Consider the following 16,225-nt stretch of genomic DNA (forward strand, 5'->3'; position numbering starts at 1 on the left):
GGAGGTGCGAATCGACTTCCCCTGCATGCGGACGACTTCCCCTACATGTACATGCGGAACGACTTCCACTCCGTGCGCAACAGCGTCCGCGGCGCGTGCGGAGCGGGGCGGTTCTCCGGTAGGGGCGGGCCAGCGGAATGGCCCCGGGAATGCTCAGCGCCTCGCGGAACTTTCCCTGGGGGGAGTCCCGGCGGAGCCTGTGCAGGGCGCGCGCCCGGGATGCCACACCGCCGGTTCCGAACCCCGGGATGCCACACCGCCCGCACCGAACGAGGAGATCATGCACAACGCGTCCGTCCGCACCGAGAGCCCGGCGCACCCGCTGGACAACCCCGCGTACGCCTCGCTGACCGGGCCGCACGCCCGGTTCGCCGAACGGCGGGGCAGGGTGCTGCGGTACCGGACCGATGTATCGCCCTGGCTCGGGCTGCCCGCGGAACCGGACGCCGCCGACTGGGCGGACCTGGCGGCGCTCGCCGGCCCCGGCACGGAAGTGGAACTCCCCGGGGTCCGTGCCCCGCTGCCCGAGGGCTGGGAGGTCACCTTCGACCTGGCGGGCGTCCAGCTCGTCGGAGAGGCGGTGCGGGCCCGGCCCGACGAGGAGGCAGTCCTGCTCGGCGCCGCCGATGTTCCCGACATGCTGGCGCTCGTGGAGCGCACCCGGCCGGGGCCGTTCCTGCCCCGCACCGTGGAGCTCGGCACCTACCTGGGCATCCGGCGCGACGGGCGGCTGATCGCGATGGCGGGCGAACGCCTGCATCCGCCGGGGTGGACCGAGATCAGCGCCGTCTGCACCGACGACGCCTTCCGCGGGCAGGGCCTCGGCTCCCGTCTGGTCCGTGCGGTCGCCGCTGGCATCGCGGAGCGTGGCGAGACGCCGTTCCTGCACACCGCCGCCGGCAACACCGGCGCGATCAGGTTGTACGAGTCCCTGGGCTTCCGGCACCGACGCACGACACGGTTCGTGGCCGCACGCGTGCCGGAACCGAGCCCGGCCCGCTGACGCCGTTCACCCCGGGGGAGATCCGGTGAGTCCCGGTTCCGGCACCGGCTGCGTAGGGCCGCGGCGTTCAGTCCTCGACCCGGCTCCAGTCGTGCACCGGGCCGGCCGAGCCCTCCGTCGGAGTGACCCAGAACGCCCGGCCCTGCGCGGCGCTGAAGTGGGCCCCGCTGCGGCCGTCGCCGGAGGAGCGCCCGGTGAGCCGGCGCCCTATCCACGGCACCAGGTGTTCCCGCGCGAAGCGCAGGTCGGCGCCGCGGCTCGCGATCCATCGGGGCCGGACGGCCGGGGGCAGGGCCGCGCGCCAGTCGTCCTCGGCGTCGAGGCCCAGGGTCTGCCAGACCGCTTCGGCCACCCTGCGGTGCCCCTCCGCCGTCAGGTGCAGCCGGTCGACGTCCCACATCCGCTGATCGCCAAGGACCGGGGCGCCGTACAGGTCGACGACCAACGCGCCGTGGCGCTCGGCGAGTTCGTCGACGTGTGCGAAGAGTTCTTCCATGCGCGGACGGAAGCGTTCCTGGACGGGACCGTTGCGGGCCGGACTGCGCATCAGTACCAGCTGCTTGCACGCGGGTGCGAGCTGTTCCACCGCGTCCGTCAGGAGGGCGCGCACCCGGCCCATGTCGCACTTGGGGCGCAGGGTGTCGTTCAGGCCGCCGACCAGGGTGATGACATCCGGGCGCAGTGCCACCCCAGCGGGCACCTGCTCCTCGACGATCTGCCCGATGAGCTTGCCGCGCACGGCGAGGTTGGCGTAGCGGAAGCCGGGTGTGCGGGCCGCGAGACGCGCGGCGAGCAGGTCGGCCCAGCCGCGGTAGGTCCCGTCGGGAAGCCGGTCGGACATGCCCTCCGTGAAGGAGTCCCCGAGCGCGGCAAAGCTGGTGTATGAGGCATTCATCTCCATGGCGCTGTGATCGTACCGCGCGGTAGCCAAGACCGGCGGGGGCGGTGGAAGCCCCCGGCGATGCCGCCCGAACCGATGGCGGGCACCGAGCCGCACCGGGTCGGTACGCGCTCGCACGCGCCTGCGCGCCCCCCAGCCCGGATTTCGGAGCGCACCGATCTCGACGGCCCCCTGTCCGGGGAAGCCGTTCCGCGGTATGCCGGGTACACCTCAAGTTTTCGGGCCCCGGCCGGGTCGGCCGTGCGAGAGAGCGAGCGTGCGATGTTGTTCACCGCGGCCTTCTGGAAGGCCACAGCCGAGCGTGCCGTCCGTACCTTCGCCCAGGCGCTCGCCGCCGTCCTGACGGCCGGGGCGACCAGTCTGCTCGACGTCCACTGGACCGCCGCGTTCGCGACCGCGGGGATGGCCGCGGTGCTCGCCGTCCTCATGGCCGTCGGATCGGCGGGCCTCGGGGCGCCCGGCCCCGGCCTGACCGAGACCACGAACCCGGAGCGCCCCGCCGGCCCCCTGCCGGTGAGCGGCGGTTAGGCCGCGGCCGGAGGCCCCACCAGTTCCCGCAGCACGTCCTCCATCGTGACCAGGCCGGCCAGCTTGCCGTCCTCGCCGAGCGCCGCCGCCAGATGTGTACGGCTGCGGCGCATCGCTGTCAGGACGTCGTCCAGCGGCGTCGCGGCGCGCACCCGGGCGATCGGACGCAGCGCGGCGACCGGGAAGGCCACGTCGCGCGGCGAGGCGTCGAGGGCGTCCTTGACGTGGAGATAGCCCAGGATGCGGCTGCCGTCGTCGACGACCGGGAAGCGGGAGTACCCGGAACTCGCGGCGAGCCGCTCCAGCTCCGCGGGTGTGGTGCCGACCGCGGCCCGCACCACCTTGTCCAGCGGAACCACCACGTCCCGCACCGGGCGGCGCCCCAGTTCCAGCGCGTCGCGCAGCCGGCCGGCCGCGCGGTCGTCGAGCAGTCCCGCGGCGCCCGCGTCGGTCACGAGACGGGCCAGCTCGTCGTCCGAGAAGGTCGCGGCGACCTCGCTCTTGGCCTCCACCTTGAGAAGTTTCAAGATGGCGTTGGCGAAGGCGTTGATCGCGAAGATCGCCGGACGTAGCGCCCTGGCCAGCGTCACGAGCGGCGGCCCGAGCAGCAGCGCGGTGCGGGCCGGCTCGGCGAGCGCCACGTTCTTGGGCACCATCTCGCCGAGCAGCATGTGCAGATACGTCGCGATCGCCAGGGCGAGCACGAAGGAGACCGGGTGGATGAGACCGGTCGGCACGCCCACGGCGTCGAAGACGGGCTCGACCAGGTGCGCGATGGCCGGTTCGGCGACCACACCGAGCACCAGGGTGCACAGGGTGATGCCGAGCTGGGCCGCCGCCATCAGGGCCGAGACGTGTTCCAGGCCCCAAATGACGCTGCGCGCGCGGCGGTTGCCGTCCTCGGCGAGCGGTTCGATCTGGCTGCGGCGCACCGAGATCAGCGCGAACTCGGCTCCCACGAAGAAGGCGTTGACGACCAGGGTGGCCAGGCCGATGAGAATCTGGATCGCGGTCATCGGGCGGCCTCCTCGTCCTCGTCATCGGTGTGCAGCGGCGCGTGCAGCAGGACGCGTGCCGCGCGCCGGCCGGTCGCGTCGACCACGTCCATGCGCCAGCCCGCCAGTTCCACACGGTCGCCGAGTTTCGGAATCCGGCCGAGTTCGGTCGCGACGAGGCCGGCGAGGGTTTCGTACGGGCCGTCCGGGACGCGCAGTCCGATGGTGGCGAGCTGGTCGTCGCGGGCGGCGCCGTCCGCGGAGTACAGGGTGCGGCCGTCGGCGTCCTGTCCCGCGGGGGCGAGGTCGGGGGTCTCGTGCGGATCGTGCTCGTCGCGGACCTCGCCGACGACCTCCTCCACGATGTCCTCAAGGGTCACGACCCCCGCGGTGCCGCCGTACTCGTCGATGACGACGGCCATGGTCCGCTTGCCGTAGAGCTGGTCCAGGAGTCGGTCCACGGTGAGCGTCTCGGGGACGAGCAGCGGCTCGCGCAGCAGAGCGGACACCGGATGCAGGCGCCGGCGCTCGGCGGGGACGGCCAGGACGTCCTTGATGTGGGCTATGCCCACGATCGAGTCGAGGCTGCCCCGGTAGACGGGGAAGCGGGACAGGCCGGTGGCGCGGGTGGCGTTGGCGACGTCCTCCGCGGTGGCCTGGATGTCGAGCGCGGTGACCTGCACGCGCGGGGTCATCACGTTCTCGGCGTTGAGCTCGGCGAGGTTGAGGGTGCGGACGAACAGTTCGGCGGTGTCCGCTTCGAGGGCGCCCTCCTTGGCCGAGTGCCGGGCCAGGGCGACCAGCTCCTGCGGGCTGCGGGCGGAGGCCAGCTCCTCGGCGGGTTCCAGGCCGAACCGGCGCACCAGATGGTTGGCCGAGGTGTTGAGGTGGCTGATCAGCGGCCGGAAGGCGGCGCTGAACGCGCGCTGCGGGGCCGAGACGACCTTGGCGACGGCCAGCGGCGAGGAGATGGCCCAGTTCTTGGGGACGAGCTCGCCGACGACCATCAGGAACACCGTGGAGATCACCATGCCGAGCACGAGGGCCACCGAGCTCGCGGCCGACGCGGACAGGCCGACCGATTCCAGCGGCCCGGTGAGGAGCTTGGCGATCGACGGTTTGGCGATCATGCCGATGACGAGCCCGGTGACGGTGATGCCGAGCTGGGCGCCGGACAACTGGAAGGTGAGGCTTCGTACGGCCTTGAGGGCGCTCGCGGCCCCGCGTTCGCCGCGCTCGACGGCGCGTTCCAGATCGCTGCGCTCGGCGGTCGTGAGGGAGAACTCGGCCGCCACGAAGACCGCGCACACCAGCGAGAGCAGCACGGCCGCGAGGAGCAGGAGCACTTCGGTCATCGGGTCACCTCCGTCCCATGATCGGCCAGGCGGAGGCGGTGCGCGCGGTGTCGCGCGGCGGTACGGGTACGGGGAGGCTCGCCCATGGGCGGACGCTCACACCTTTCGTTCGGTGAATCCGGTGGCTCGAAGTCCATCCATGGTAAAGCACTGGCAAAAATGTGGGTGTGGTCGCTCAGCCCAGGGGCTTCACCCAGCGCCGCCAGTGTTCCTGCGGCTCGTACCCCGCCGCCGCCCAGGCATGCCGCGCGAGCTCGTTGCGGACCAGCACCATGGCGTCCGCCCGGCGCCCGCCCAGTGCGACGAAACGGGCCTCGGCCGCCGACAGGAGCGCGCCGCCGATGCCTCTGCGGCGGTGATCGGGATGGACGGCGAGACGGTAGAGATGACAGCGCCACCCGTCGAACCCCGCGATCACCGTGCCGACCGGGCCCCCGCCCTCCTCCGCCAGGATCAACGCATCGGGGTCGCGGGCGACGAGGGCCTCGATGCCCGCCCGGTCGTCACTGATGCTGGTGCCCTCGGCGGCGACCTTCCAGAAGGCCAGCACCGCGTCCAGATCACCGGGCCCCGCGGCCCGGATACGCAGATCGTCCATGGCGCCATCCCACCACCGGGACCCGGCCCCCGACCAACCGTTTCGGCATACGGACGCCGCGCGCGCCGCTACTCGTCAGGGCCGAGCGCGGGCCGGCGGGCCACGCCCAGGACGCACGGCGACGAGGGCGCAGGGATGCCCCGCTCCGGCACCCGCAGGTGGCGGTGGCCGACCATTTCGAAGCCCGCCGCCTCGATCGCGCCCAGCGGGTCGCGCGCCGTGTGGCAGCCGCCGAACAGCATCGGCCACACCGTGCGGTCCAAGCCGCGCTGCACGGTCGCGAGCACCCGGCCCTCGGCCCTGCCGTGCTCGAAGAAGCGCAGCTCACCGCCCGGACGCAGCACGCGGCGGATCTCGCCGAGCGCGCGGGGCAGATCGCGTACCGAACACAGCACCAACGAGGCGACCGCCGCGTCGAAGGCCTCGCTCTTGACCGGCAGCGCCTCCGCCGCGCCCGGCACCACGTCCACCGGGACCTCGGCCATGAGTGCCGCCCGGACCGCCAACTGCCTCAGCGTGCGCTCCGGTTCCAGCGCCACCACCTCGGACACGGCCGCCGGATAGTGCGCGAAGTTGAGCCCGTTCCCGGCGCCGATCTCGATGACGCGCCCCGACAGGCCGTCGAGGAGCTCGGCGCGGTGCCGGGCGATCCCGGCCTTCAGGTCGACCGCCTCGCTGTAGCGGGCGTAGAAGCGGGCGAACACCGGATGGTGCACGGCATCCGGTGCGATCGTGGTGCGCGGCGCCATGACGGACCTCCTGAGCCTGCGGACAAGCCGGGGTACACCCCTACTCGCATTGTCCCCGTGCCAGGCCCGCTCACCCGTCGGCGGACTCCACGAAGCAGAACTCGTTGTCCTCCGGATCGCGCATCACCTGGAAGGTGCCCTGCGCGTCGGTCACCGTCGCACCCACCGGGTGCGCCCCGCGCCGCACGGCCGCGGCCCGCGCCCGGCCCACGTCCTCGACCGCGATGTCGAGATGCAGCCGGTTCTTGGCCGCCTTCGTCCCGGGCACCTTCTGGAACGCGAGACGTGGCGTGCCCGGCGGGTCGACATGGGCCCACGACGAGTCGCGGACCACCGGGCGCCCGCCGAGCAGCGCCGCCCAGAACCGCGCGAGCCGCCCCGGGTCGGCGCAGTCCACGACGAGCTGCCCGAGGCGGGCCCGTAACACAGCCATCAGCTACTCCAAACGCCGCCGAGCGCGGGGGCGAGCCAACGGGCCGCCCGGGTACGGAAGTCGGTGGGCGCCAGCCGTCCGGCGCCCTCGGGTACGGTGCCGAGCAAGGGTGCACCGGCCGATTGGGGCAGGTCCACCAGGTTGCAGCGAGAGGCCAGATCGGGCTCTGCGGGCCAGCTGCCCACGACGACCCCGGCGAACTCGATGCCCCGGGCCCGCAGGGCCTCGCCGGTCAGGGCCGTCGAGTTGAGTGTGCCCAGTCCGGCGGGCGTCACCACCACGACGGGCGCGCCGAGGATCCGGGCGGCGTCCGCGAGGGTGCCGCCCTCCTCGTCGAAGCGGACCAGGAGACCGCCCGCGCCCTCGACCAGAACCAGGTCGTGCCCGGTGGCCAGCTTCGCCGCCGCCTCGGCGACCTCCTCGGGACCGACGGGGGTCATGCCCGCCCGACGCGCCGCGGTGCCCGGCGCCAACGGCTCCGGGAACCGGGCCAGTTCGGCCCCGGTCACCGCGTCACCCGCGAGCCGCCTCACCTCGGCCACGTCACCCGGCTCGCCCGGCGCGACCCCCGTCTGGGCGGGTTTGAGCACCGCCACCGAACGGCCGCCGGCGAGCGCCAGGGCGGCGATCGCCGCCGTGGTGATGGTCTTGCCGATCTCGGTCCCCGTACCGCTCACGACCAGAATCGTCATCTCAGCCCTCCCGCGCCGCCGCGCACACCGCACGGCAGATACGCGCCAGATCGTCGTCGTCCGTCACATAGGGCGGCATCGTGTAGATCAGGTCCCGGAACGGCCGCAGCCACACGCCCTCGCGCACGGCCGCGGCGGTCGCCGCCTTCATGTCCACGTCGTGATCCAGCTGGACCACGCCGATGGCGCCGAGCACCCGCACATCGCGCACGCCCTCGATGGAGCGGGCCGCGCCGAGGCCGTCGAGCAGACCGGCCTCGATCCGCTCGACCTCGCCCCGCCAGTCCTGGCCGAGCAGCAGGTCGATCGAGGCGAGCGCCACCGCCGCCGCCAGCGGATTGCCCATGAACGTCGGGCCGTGGGCGAGCACCGGGACCTCCCCGGACGAGATGCCGTCGGCCACCCGGCTCGTGCACAGCGTCGCCGCCATCGACAGATAGCCGCCGGTCAGTGCCTTGCCGACGCACATCACGTCCGGTGAGACGCCCGCATGGTCCGCCGCGAACAGCGCACCCGTGCGGCCGAAGCCGGAGGCGATCTCGTCGAACACGAGCAGCACGCCGTGCTCGTCGCAGGCCTCGCGCAGTACCCGCAGGTACTCCGGCGGGTGAAAGCGCATGCCGCCGGCGCCCTGCACCACCGGTTCCACGATCACCGCGGCCACCTCGTCGGCATGGCGCGCGATCGCCTCGCGCAGCTCCCGCGCGTACGCCTGATCGAAGCCGGCCGGAGGGGCGTCCACGAACACCTGCTTGGGCAGTGCGCCCTGCCACAGCTCGTGCATCCCGCCCTCGGGGTCGCACACCGACATCGGCTGCCAGGTGTCGCCGTGGTAGCCGCCGCGCCAGGTGAACAGGCGCTGCTTGCGCGGCCGCCCGACCGAGCGCCAGTACTGCAGGCACATCTTCACGGCGACCTCGACGGAGACCGACCCCGAGTCGCTGAGGAAGACGTGCTGGAGCGGCCCGGGGGTGATCTCGACGAGCCGGGCGGCGAGCCGGACGGCGGGCTCATGCGTGAGCCCGCCGAACATGACGTGGCTCATCCGGTCCAGCTGGCCGCGCACCGCCTCGTTGAGCACCGGGTGGTTGTAGCCGTGCACGGCCGACCACCAGGACGCCATGCCGTCGATCAACTCGCGCTGCCCGTACGCCGGTTCGGCGAGCTTGAGCCGTACGCCAGACGCCGATTCCACCAGGAGCTGCTCCTGACGGCCCGGCATCGGACCGTAGGGATGCCAGACGTGCCGGCGGTCGAGGTCGAGCAGCTGTGCGGGGGAGTGCTCAGGCATTGGGCGCGAGATCCGTCCCCGCGCCGCGGCGGCGCACGGCCACCAGATCCGTGCGCGCCTGGTCGGCCGGAGCCGGCTCGGGCGCCGCGGACGCGCCGTGGCCGCCACAGGGGCCGCAGCCGCCGCCCTCGTGGGAGCCGCACGCGCCGTCCTCGTGGGAGCCGCAGCCGGCGGGGGACGTGCCGCACCCCGCGCCGGAGGCCTCCGTGCCACAGCCCGAGGCGGCGAGCGCGTCGGCGCGGTGACGGGGAAGCGTGGTGGTGCCCGCGCCCTCCACCTCGAACCCGGCGTCCGCGATCATGTCGAGGTCGGTCTGCCCCGCCTGGCCCTCACTGGTCAGGTAGTCGCCCAGGAAGATCGAGTTGACCAGGTGCAGCGCGAGCGGCTGCATCGAGCGCAGATGCACCTCGCGCCCGCCCGCGAGCCGCACCTCGACGTCCGGGCACACGAACCGCGTCATGGCCAGGATGCGCAGGCAGCGCTGCGGCGTGAGGTTCCACTCCTTGCCGAGCGGGGTGCCCTCGAAGGGGATGAGGAAGTTCACCGGCACCGAGTCCGGGTCGAGCTCGCGCAGCGAGAAGACCACGTCCACCAGGTCCTCGTCGGACTCGCCCATGCCCGCGATCAGACCCGAGCAGGCCGAGAGCCCCGCGCCGTGCGCCTTGGTCACGGTGTCCACACGGTCCTGGTAGGTGTGCGTGGAGGTGATGTCCCCGTACGTCGCCTCGGACGTGTTGAGGTTGTGGTTGTACGCGTCCGCGCCGGCCGCGCGCAGCCGCTCGGCCTGGCCGTCGGAGAGCAGCCCGAGGCAGGCGCAGACCTCGACGCCCTCGTTCTGCTCCTTGATCGTCTCGATGGTCTCGGAGACGCGGGCGATGTCGCGGTCCGTGGGGCCGCGGCCGCTGGCCACCAGACAGACCCGCTTCGCGCCGCCCGCCACGCCCGCGGCCGCCGCCTTGGACGCCTCGTCGGGCTTCAGCCAGGTGTACTTCAGGATGTCGGCCTTGGAGCCGAGCCGCTGGGAGCAGTACGAACAGTCCTCGGGACACAGGCCCGACTTCAGGTTGACCAGATAGTTCAGCTTCACCCGGCGGCCGAACCACTGGCGGCGCACCTTGCCGGCCGCGGCCACCACATCGAGCAGTTCGTCGTCGGAGGTCGCCAGTACGGCGAGTGCCTCTTCGCGGGTCGGCAGTTCGCGCCGCAACCCCTTGTCCACCAGCGTGTTCAGCAGGTCCATGGCGCCGATCTTCGCGCACGGCACCGCCCCTGGCCAAGGTAGGGATCCCACAACACAGCCCGTTTGAGGTGTGTGTATCGCCACACCATGACCAGTCATGGCACCGGCTAGGGTCTGTCGGCAGCCTACAAAAAGGGACTCCACCATGTTGCGAGCGCCGTTCGACTGGATCGACAGCGAATCGGAGCGCCGCGAGCGCGCCGGTCTGGTCCGCACGCTCCGGCCGCGCGACGTGCACCAGGACCTGCTCGACCTGGCGAGCAACGACTACCTCGGGCTCACCCGGCACCCGGTGGTCACGGCCGGCGCGGCCGATGCGGCGCACCGCTGGGGCGCCGGCGCGACCGGGTCCCGCCTGGTGACGGGCACCACCGCGCTGCACGCGGAACTGGAGCGCGAACTCGCCGACTTCTGCGGCTTCGAGTCCGCCCTCGTCCTCTCCTCCGGGTACGCGGCGAACCTGGCGGCCCTGACCGCGCTCGGCCCGCACGGCTCCCTGATCGTCTCCGACGCCGCCAACCACGCCTCCATCGTCGACGGCTGCCGGCTCGCCCGTGCCCGTACCGAGGTCGTGCCGCACGCCGACCCCGACGCCGTCCGCAAGGCGCTCGACGCCCACGAGGGCCCCGCGCTCGTGGTGTCGGACTCGGTGTTCTCGGTGGACGGCGACGCCGCACCGTTGCCCCAACTGGCCGAAAAATGCCGGGAGTTCGGGGCAGCCCTCGTCGTGGACGACGCGCATGGGCTCGGGGTGCTGGGCGCGGGCGGGCGCGGCGCGCCGCACGCGGCGGGGCTGGCGGGCGCGGACGACGTCGTCGCCACGGTCACCCTGTCGAAGTCCCTCGGCAGCCAGGGCGGTGCGGTCCTCGGGCCGGCCCGGGTCATCCGGCACCTGGTGAACGCGGCGCGCACCTTCATCTTCGACACCGGGCTCGCGCCCGCGGCGGCCGGCGGCGCACTCGCCGCGCTGCGTCTGCTGCGCGCGGAGCCGGAGCGCGCGGCCCGCGCCCGAGCCGTCGCCGTCGAGCTGCACGGCAGGCTCATCGCGGCGGGGCACGCCGCGGTGCGCCCCGATGCCGCGGTGGTCTCCGTGCGGGCCCCCTCTCCGGAGGCGGCCGTGACCTGGGCGGCCGACTGCCGGGCGGCCGGCCTGGTCGTCGGTTGCTTCCGCCCGCCGTCGGTGCCGGACGGCATCTCGCGGATCCGGCTCACGGCGCGTGCCGACCTGACGCACCAGCAGATCGACAGGGCGGTGGGCGCGATCCTGAGGACCGCGCCCACCGTCTGACGTACCCGCTGTGTGCCGTGCCCGCTGTGTGGCGTACCCACTGCGTGGCGTACCGCTGTGTGGCGTACCGTCAACTGGCCGCGGACACCAGCGAGATGAAGCGTTGCCAGGCCGGGTCGCCGAAGAGCAGCGCGGGCCCGTCGATCCGTTGGGAGTCGCGCACGGCAAGCAGCTCGCCCTTGAGCCGGGCCGTCTCGACACAGTTGTTCATGCCCACGCTACGGCTGCTGCGCCGCCACGAGGCATGGGTGAGGGATGTACTGGAAGGAACGTGCGCAGGGTGTGTGGACATCTCGCCTCCCCACCCGCCACGAACTAGCCCGGTTCCTCCCGGGCTGCCCTGGCGATGAGATCCAACGACTCCTCGGAGGAAAGCGCGTGTGCCTGGACGGTCTGGAACGCGGCACTGTACGCCTCGAGGTCTTCTCTCCGTTCGAGGTAGAGGCTACTCGTCAAGTGGTCGATAACCACCACATCCAGATCGGAAATGGCCGGAAACGAAAAGATAAGGAAGGGACCGGTCAGTCCTCTATAGGCGCCATGGCGGAAGGGGATGACCTGTAGCCGGACGTGCGGCAGCGCGGCGATGTCGAGGAGGTGCCGCAACTGTTCGCGCATGGCTCGCGGCCCGCCCACCCGGCGACGCACCACTGCCTCGTCGACGACCGCGCTGAGCGCCAGCGGCGGGTCGGCGCGCAGCACTTCCTGGCGGGCGATCCGCACCTCCACCAGCGCGTCCACCTTCGCGGGCGCAAGGCCCTCGAGCGCTGCCCGCGTCACCGCCCGCGCGTACGCGGGAGTCTGGAGCAGGCCGGGCACCACCGAGGTCTCCAGGGTGCGGGCCGAACGCGCCTGCGACTCAAGGCTGATGAAGTCGCGGTACTGCGGCGGCAGCAGCCCGCGGTAGGCATGCGCCCAGTCCACCCCGCTGCCTCCCGCCGCATCGGTCAACGCGCCCAACAAGGCGCGAAGTTGAGGGTCGTGGACCCCATAGGCGTCGAGCAGCCGAGCCACGTCGCCGGGCTTCACGCCGCTGCGCCCGGTTTCGATCCGGCTCACCTTTGACTGGTGCCAGCCGACGAGTTGGGCGGCCTCCCCGCTCGTGAGCCCCATCCGGTCGCGCAACCGGCGCAGCTCCTCGCCGAGCTTGCGTCTGCGCACCGCCGGCCCGTGCCCCATGGTCGCCTCCTTCGCTTCCGGCGCTTCCGGCGAGGGGTAAGTGTGGGCCCAAATGCGTTCTGTCGTCGCAGAGTTCACCGCTTTGAGCGACAGATATATGCATATCTTGGTGGATCGCACCCAAGACCGGCACGATGAGTGGCACTCTGGCGCGAAGCACAGTCCGAGGCCGACATCGTCTCCGCGAGCGCTCATCCGCTACGAGACCTCGAGCCGGCCCGGGTGGGAAAGGGACAGCGTCGCCATGGCAGACCATCTCGAAGCAACCGTCACGCTGCCGAGCGATCCCGCATCGGTCTCCGCCGCGCGGCGCCATGTCGCCACGATCCTCGCCGATTGGGGCCTGCCGCCCGAAGCCGAAGCCGTCGACACGGTGCGCCTCATCGTCTCGGAGCTCGCCACCAACGCCGTGCAGCACACCCTCGGACAGTCACCCACCTTCACGGTGGAGCTCCGCCTCGAACGCGAGGAGGTGCTCAGGATCGGTGTCACCGACAGCCATCCGCGCTGGCCGAAACGATTGCCCGCCGCCGTCCAGCAGGACAACGGGCGGGGCATGGTCATCATTCGCTGGCTCGCGGCCGAGTCCGGCGGCAAGCTGTCGGTCACGCCCACGGCGGACGGCGGCAAGACGGTCTGGATCGCGCTGCCGTGGCACACGGAGACGGCCGCGGTGCGGAGCGGTTAGCCCGGACCGCCGGACGCCCCGCACCGCCGGACACCGGCGCGCGGGGGAGGTCAGCCCACGCGCCCGTACCAGACGCTGTGGCTCCAGATCCGCTCCAGGCGCACGACGGTGCCGGACTTGGGGGAGTGCCAGATCCGGCCCTCCCCGGCGTAGATGCCCACGTGGTACACGCTGCCCCCGGAGTGGAAGAACACCAGGTCGCCGGCCTTGCGCGAGGAGGCCGAGACGTGCCGGGAGCTGTTGTACTGCTGCTGCGCCGAGCGGGGCAGCCTGCGGCCCGCCTGCTTGAACGAGTAGAGCGTGAGCCCCGAACAGTCGAAGCGGGACGGGCCCGACGCCCCGTACTGGTAGGGCGCGCCCTTCTTCGACGCCGCCACGTGAAGCGCCCTTGCGGCCACCGCGGCGGCGCTCGCCTCGGGCGCGGTGCCCGGTGCCAGCGTCGTCGCGCTCACGGCGAGGGTGAGGGCACAGACGGCACCGAGACGGACGGCCAGGGACGGAACGTATGTCTGCGCGGTCATGCGCAACCCTTCGTCAAACCGCCTGCGAAGGATGACCTGTCGGGTTCGGACTGGCGAAGACGCCCGGCCGCGTGAACGGCTTCACCCCGAGGGAGGGCCGACCCTCGGCCCTCCCGAAGTACTCGGGTCCTCCACTCCTGCCGGTCCACTCCTGTCGACCAGTCGTCCGGAACGGCGGCAGGACTCGGCGTCCGCCCGGACCGCCCCGCCGAGGTGGCGGGGGCTTGTCGTCTCAGGGATCTTCACGCACCGACTGTCGTATTTCCGACCCGAAACGGCTTTGTGTGAGGCTGCTCACGGATGAACCGTTTGGGTGGACAAGGGTGCTTCGACACCCCTCCGAAAGGGGCTGACGAGCCTCGTACCAGCAACGGAAGGATCGATTCCGCATCGTTGGCGGACGCAATAAGCACCTCATAAGGGCCGATGAAAGGAGCCACGCGTGGGCCGATCGGGGGTACTCCTTCTGGTCCGTTTCGCCGGCCCCTTGAGCGCGTCGGACCCCCTTTGCTCCATTCGGTGCCCTCTAACCCGCTCTCCTCGGCGGCACGCCGACCCGGCCCGCGCGGCGCTCGCCGTCCAGCACGCGCAGCGCCCGCGTCAGCGTGCCGGCGTCCACCCGTGCCTCCCCGCGCAGATGCATCGTGGTGAGGGCCTCCCTCAGTGCGGCCGCCCGGCCCACCAGTGCCTGTGCCGCACGCAGTGCACCGTAGGTGTCGTGGCCGTGGGCCGGGTTGATGCGGCCGAGCAGATCGACCACTTCGAGATAGGAGTCGATGAACGCGGCCTCGGCGCGCGTCAGCGCGGGCAGCGGCGGAAGTTCGGGCGGCAGCACCGTGATTCACCTCCCGTGCGACGACGTCTTGCGGCTGACGAGTACGTGGTCGGCGAGTCCGTACGCCACGGACGCCTCCGCGTCGAGCACCAGGTCGCGCTCGATGTCGGCGGCCACCCGCTCGGCGCTCCGCCCGGTGTAGTCGGCCAGGAGTCCGGTCAGGAGGGCGCGGCCGCGCAGTACTTCGGCCGCCTGGATCTCCAGGTCGGAGGGCTGACCGCGCACCGGCTCCTCCAGGGCGGGCTGACGCAGCAGCACCCGGGAGGCCGGCTGCACCATGCGCTTGCCCGGCGTGCCGGCCGCGAGCAGCACCGCGGCCACGGCGCTCACCTGGCCCAGGCAGAACGTCTGTACGTCGCAGGTGATGAACCGCATCGCGTCGTGGATCGCGGTCATCGCGGTGAGCGAGCCGCCGGGGGAGTTGATGTAGAGGGAGATGTCCCGGTCGGGATCGGTGTACTCCAAGTGCATGAGCTGGGCCATCACATCGTTGGCCGAGGCGTCGTCGACCGGCGTGCCGAGAAAGACGATCCGCTCCTCGAAGAGCTTGGAGTAGGGATCGAGCGTGCGGATGCCGACGGCGGTCCGCTCCTGGAACTCGGGCAGCACATGGCGGGCGGCAGGACGGTGGTTCATGACGCGTACCTCTCCTCGACCGGGCCCGAGGGCCCTCCCTAAAAAACGTACAGGACGTACAGAGCGATGTCCTGAGCCTCTGCCTGTCCGGCGCCAGAAGCAAGCCGCCGGAGCGGGTTTCGCTGTGGGCGAGCGGGCGGAGCGGGCGGAGCCGGGGGAGCGGGCGGAGCCGGGGGAGCGGGCGGGTGGAGCGGGCGAGCAGGCGGAGCGCGTCGTCGTGACGTGGACCCGCGGACCGTGGCCCTCACGCGTCGACACGGTGGCCGTGGCCTTCTTCTGCCCCGTTACTGGTGGGCTCGCGTAGTCAACTGTCGCGAGTTTTCGATGCTGCTGAGCGCGCTGGTGACTTTCCGTGATCTCCAGCCGGTTCCCGTGCCGCGGGGGCCCGGGGTTTCCTGCGGCCCGGTCGGCGGCGAAGATGCAGGCCATGATCGTCGCAGCCGCCCAGTTCGCCCCGGTCGCGGGGGACATCGATGCCAACGTCCGTACCATCGCCGGGCTGATCCGGGCCGCCGGGGCCGACGGCGCCCGCGCGGTCGTCCTCGCCGAGCTCGCCGTGACCGGCTACGAGCCGACGCTGATCCGAGACACCCCCGGCCTCGTCCTCACCGAGGACGACGCCCGCCTCGAACCCGTACGGGAGGCATGCCGCGCCGTCTCGGCGGCGGCGGTCGTCAACGGTCCCGTGCGCACGGCGGAGGGCCGGCCCGCGGTCACCTCGCTCGTCATCGGTCCGGACGGCGGCCTCCTCGCCCGGTACGACAAGCAGCACCTGTACGGCATCGAGCGGGAGGTCTTCGCGGCGGGCGGCCGGGACGGCCGCTTCGAGCTGGAGGGCACCCGGTTCGCGCTGGCCACGTGCTACGACAACCGCTTCCCGGAGCTCGCCGAGCGGGCCGCCGCAGACGGCTGCACGGTCTATCTGGCGAGCTCGGTGCTCTCCGCCGACAACGACTCGTTCGAGAAGGTCTATCCGGTGCGGGCCCGGGAGTTCGGTCTCCACGTGGTGCTCGGCAACGTCCTCGGCGACAACGAGGACGGCGTGGGCTGCGGCGCCGCCGGCGCATGGGGCCCGGACGGCGAACGCACCGCCGACGCCGGCACCGAGATGCCGGGTCACGTGCTGGCCGAGGTCGGCTGAACCGGCGCTTGGGGCATCGGCACAGCGGTTGTCGTCGAGGACGATCATGGCCGTCCAGCACGGTGATCCACTTCGCCGCTGGGGTTCGGTGAGAGGCCTCCGGGCCCGGTCCGGGGCCGGCTACGGTCCGGCTCGTGCCGGTGGAATTTCTG

At 72.3% G+C, this 16,225-nt stretch carries 19 protein-coding genes; 5 read left to right on the forward strand and 14 right to left on the reverse strand.

All coding sequences use genetic code 11. The annotated features are described in order from the left end of the window. Positions 1-280: 280 nt before the first annotated feature. Complete coding sequence (locus OG432_RS30425) at positions 281-1,003, forward strand: GNAT family N-acetyltransferase (RefSeq protein WP_328314152.1); 723 nt, start codon at positions 281-283, stop codon at positions 1,001-1,003. 67 nt (positions 1,004-1,070) lie between these two features. Here OG432_RS30425 and OG432_RS30430 read toward each other — a convergent pair whose 3' ends face one another. Continuing rightward, the gene (locus OG432_RS30430) at positions 1,071-1,904 is read right to left on the reverse strand and encodes an SGNH/GDSL hydrolase family protein (protein ID WP_328314153.1); all 834 of its coding nucleotides are present in this window, start codon (positions 1,902-1,904) and stop codon (positions 1,071-1,073) included. Positions 1,905-2,165: 261 nt separating this feature from the next. On the opposite strand from OG432_RS30430, the gene OG432_RS30435 reads away from it, so the two are divergent. Next, positions 2,166-2,432 carry a holin gene (locus tag OG432_RS30435; protein ID WP_328314154.1) on the forward strand — a complete coding sequence of 89 codons (267 nt, stop codon included), beginning with the start codon at positions 2,166-2,168 and terminating at the stop codon, positions 2,430-2,432. On the opposite strand, the gene OG432_RS30440 is transcribed toward OG432_RS30435, so the two are convergent. The 8 genes from OG432_RS30440 to bioB all read right to left on the reverse strand — a co-directional run bounded on the left by OG432_RS30440 (position 2,429) and on the right by bioB (position 9,785). Next, positions 2,429-3,448, reverse strand: a complete 1,020-nt coding sequence (locus tag OG432_RS30440) for a hemolysin family protein (protein ID WP_328314155.1) — start codon at positions 3,446-3,448, stop codon at positions 2,429-2,431. The two genes, OG432_RS30435 and OG432_RS30440, sit on opposite strands and share 4 nt — an antisense overlap. Beyond that, complete coding sequence (locus OG432_RS30445) at positions 3,445-4,782, reverse strand: hemolysin family protein (protein ID WP_328314156.1); 1,338 nt, start codon at positions 4,780-4,782, stop codon at positions 3,445-3,447. The genes OG432_RS30440 and OG432_RS30445 overlap by 4 nt, the downstream gene beginning before the upstream one ends. Positions 4,783-4,957: 175 nt before the next feature. After that, positions 4,958-5,380 carry a GNAT family N-acetyltransferase gene (locus OG432_RS30450; protein ID WP_328314157.1) on the reverse strand — a complete coding sequence of 141 codons (423 nt, stop codon included), beginning with the start codon at positions 5,378-5,380 and terminating at the stop codon, positions 4,958-4,960. 68 nt (positions 5,381-5,448) lie between these two features. Then, complete coding sequence (locus tag OG432_RS30455) at positions 5,449-6,129, reverse strand: class I SAM-dependent methyltransferase (protein WP_328314158.1); 681 nt, start codon at positions 6,127-6,129, stop codon at positions 5,449-5,451. A 70-nt stretch (positions 6,130-6,199) separates the two neighbouring features. Then, the gene (locus tag OG432_RS30460; RefSeq protein WP_328314159.1) at positions 6,200-6,562 is read right to left on the reverse strand and encodes a VOC family protein; all 363 of its coding nucleotides are present in this window, start codon (positions 6,560-6,562) and stop codon (positions 6,200-6,202) included. Further along, a complete protein-coding gene (bioD, locus tag OG432_RS30465; protein ID WP_328314160.1) occupies positions 6,562-7,254 on the reverse strand; it encodes a dethiobiotin synthase in 693 nt (230 codons plus the stop codon). Before bioD ends, OG432_RS30460 begins: the two co-directional genes overlap by 1 nt. 1 nt (position 7,255) lies before the next feature. Next, positions 7,256-8,545: an adenosylmethionine--8-amino-7-oxononanoate transaminase gene (locus tag OG432_RS30470; RefSeq protein WP_328314161.1), complete on the reverse strand. Its 1,290-nt coding sequence runs from the start codon at positions 8,543-8,545 to the stop codon at positions 7,256-7,258. Next, positions 8,538-9,785, reverse strand: a complete 1,248-nt coding sequence (gene bioB / locus OG432_RS30475; protein WP_328314162.1) for a biotin synthase BioB — start codon at positions 9,783-9,785, stop codon at positions 8,538-8,540. Before bioB ends, OG432_RS30470 begins: the two co-directional genes overlap by 8 nt. Before the next feature lie 145 nt (positions 9,786-9,930). On the opposite strand from bioB, the gene OG432_RS30480 reads away from it, so the two are divergent. Further along, complete coding sequence (locus OG432_RS30480) at positions 9,931-11,073, forward strand: 8-amino-7-oxononanoate synthase (protein ID WP_328314163.1); 1,143 nt, start codon at positions 9,931-9,933, stop codon at positions 11,071-11,073. 70 nt (positions 11,074-11,143) lie between these two features. Here the strand turns inward: OG432_RS30480 and OG432_RS30485 are convergent, their stop codons facing one another. Both OG432_RS30485 and OG432_RS30490 read right to left on the reverse strand, forming a co-directional pair. Continuing rightward, positions 11,144-11,365, reverse strand: coding sequence for a DUF397 domain-containing protein (locus tag OG432_RS30485; RefSeq protein WP_328314164.1), 222 nt, complete (start codon positions 11,363-11,365; stop codon positions 11,144-11,146). A 23-nt stretch (positions 11,366-11,388) separates the two neighbouring features. Next, positions 11,389-12,252, reverse strand: a complete 864-nt coding sequence (locus OG432_RS30490) for a helix-turn-helix domain-containing protein (RefSeq protein ID WP_328314165.1) — start codon at positions 12,250-12,252, stop codon at positions 11,389-11,391. Between the two features lie 244 nt (positions 12,253-12,496). On the opposite strand from OG432_RS30490, the gene OG432_RS30495 reads away from it, so the two are divergent. Then, complete coding sequence (locus OG432_RS30495) at positions 12,497-12,940, forward strand: ATP-binding protein (protein ID WP_328314166.1); 444 nt, start codon at positions 12,497-12,499, stop codon at positions 12,938-12,940. A gap of 50 nt (positions 12,941-12,990) precedes the next feature. On the opposite strand, the gene OG432_RS30500 is transcribed toward OG432_RS30495, so the two are convergent. From OG432_RS30500 to OG432_RS30510, 3 genes are all read right to left on the reverse strand, one after another. Beyond that, positions 12,991-13,461, reverse strand: a complete 471-nt coding sequence (locus OG432_RS30500) for a C40 family peptidase (RefSeq protein WP_328314167.1) — start codon at positions 13,459-13,461, stop codon at positions 12,991-12,993. A gap of 526 nt (positions 13,462-13,987) precedes the next feature. Beyond that, positions 13,988-14,296 carry a hypothetical protein gene (locus OG432_RS30505; protein WP_328314168.1) on the reverse strand — a complete coding sequence of 103 codons (309 nt, stop codon included), beginning with the start codon at positions 14,294-14,296 and terminating at the stop codon, positions 13,988-13,990. A gap of 6 nt (positions 14,297-14,302) precedes the next feature. After that, positions 14,303-14,932, reverse strand: coding sequence for an ATP-dependent Clp protease proteolytic subunit (locus OG432_RS30510; RefSeq protein WP_328314169.1), 630 nt, complete (start codon positions 14,930-14,932; stop codon positions 14,303-14,305). A 427-nt stretch (positions 14,933-15,359) separates the two neighbouring features. On the opposite strand from OG432_RS30510, the gene OG432_RS30515 reads away from it, so the two are divergent. Further along, on the forward strand, positions 15,360-16,073 hold the full coding sequence (locus OG432_RS30515; protein ID WP_328314170.1) for a carbon-nitrogen hydrolase family protein: 714 nt from the start codon (positions 15,360-15,362) through the stop codon (positions 16,071-16,073). Positions 16,074-16,225 lie beyond the last annotated feature (152 nt).

Origin of the sequence: Streptomyces sp. NBC_00442 (genome assembly GCF_036014195.1) — a bacterium.
Classification (GTDB): domain Bacteria; phylum Actinomycetota; class Actinomycetes; order Streptomycetales; family Streptomycetaceae; genus Streptomyces.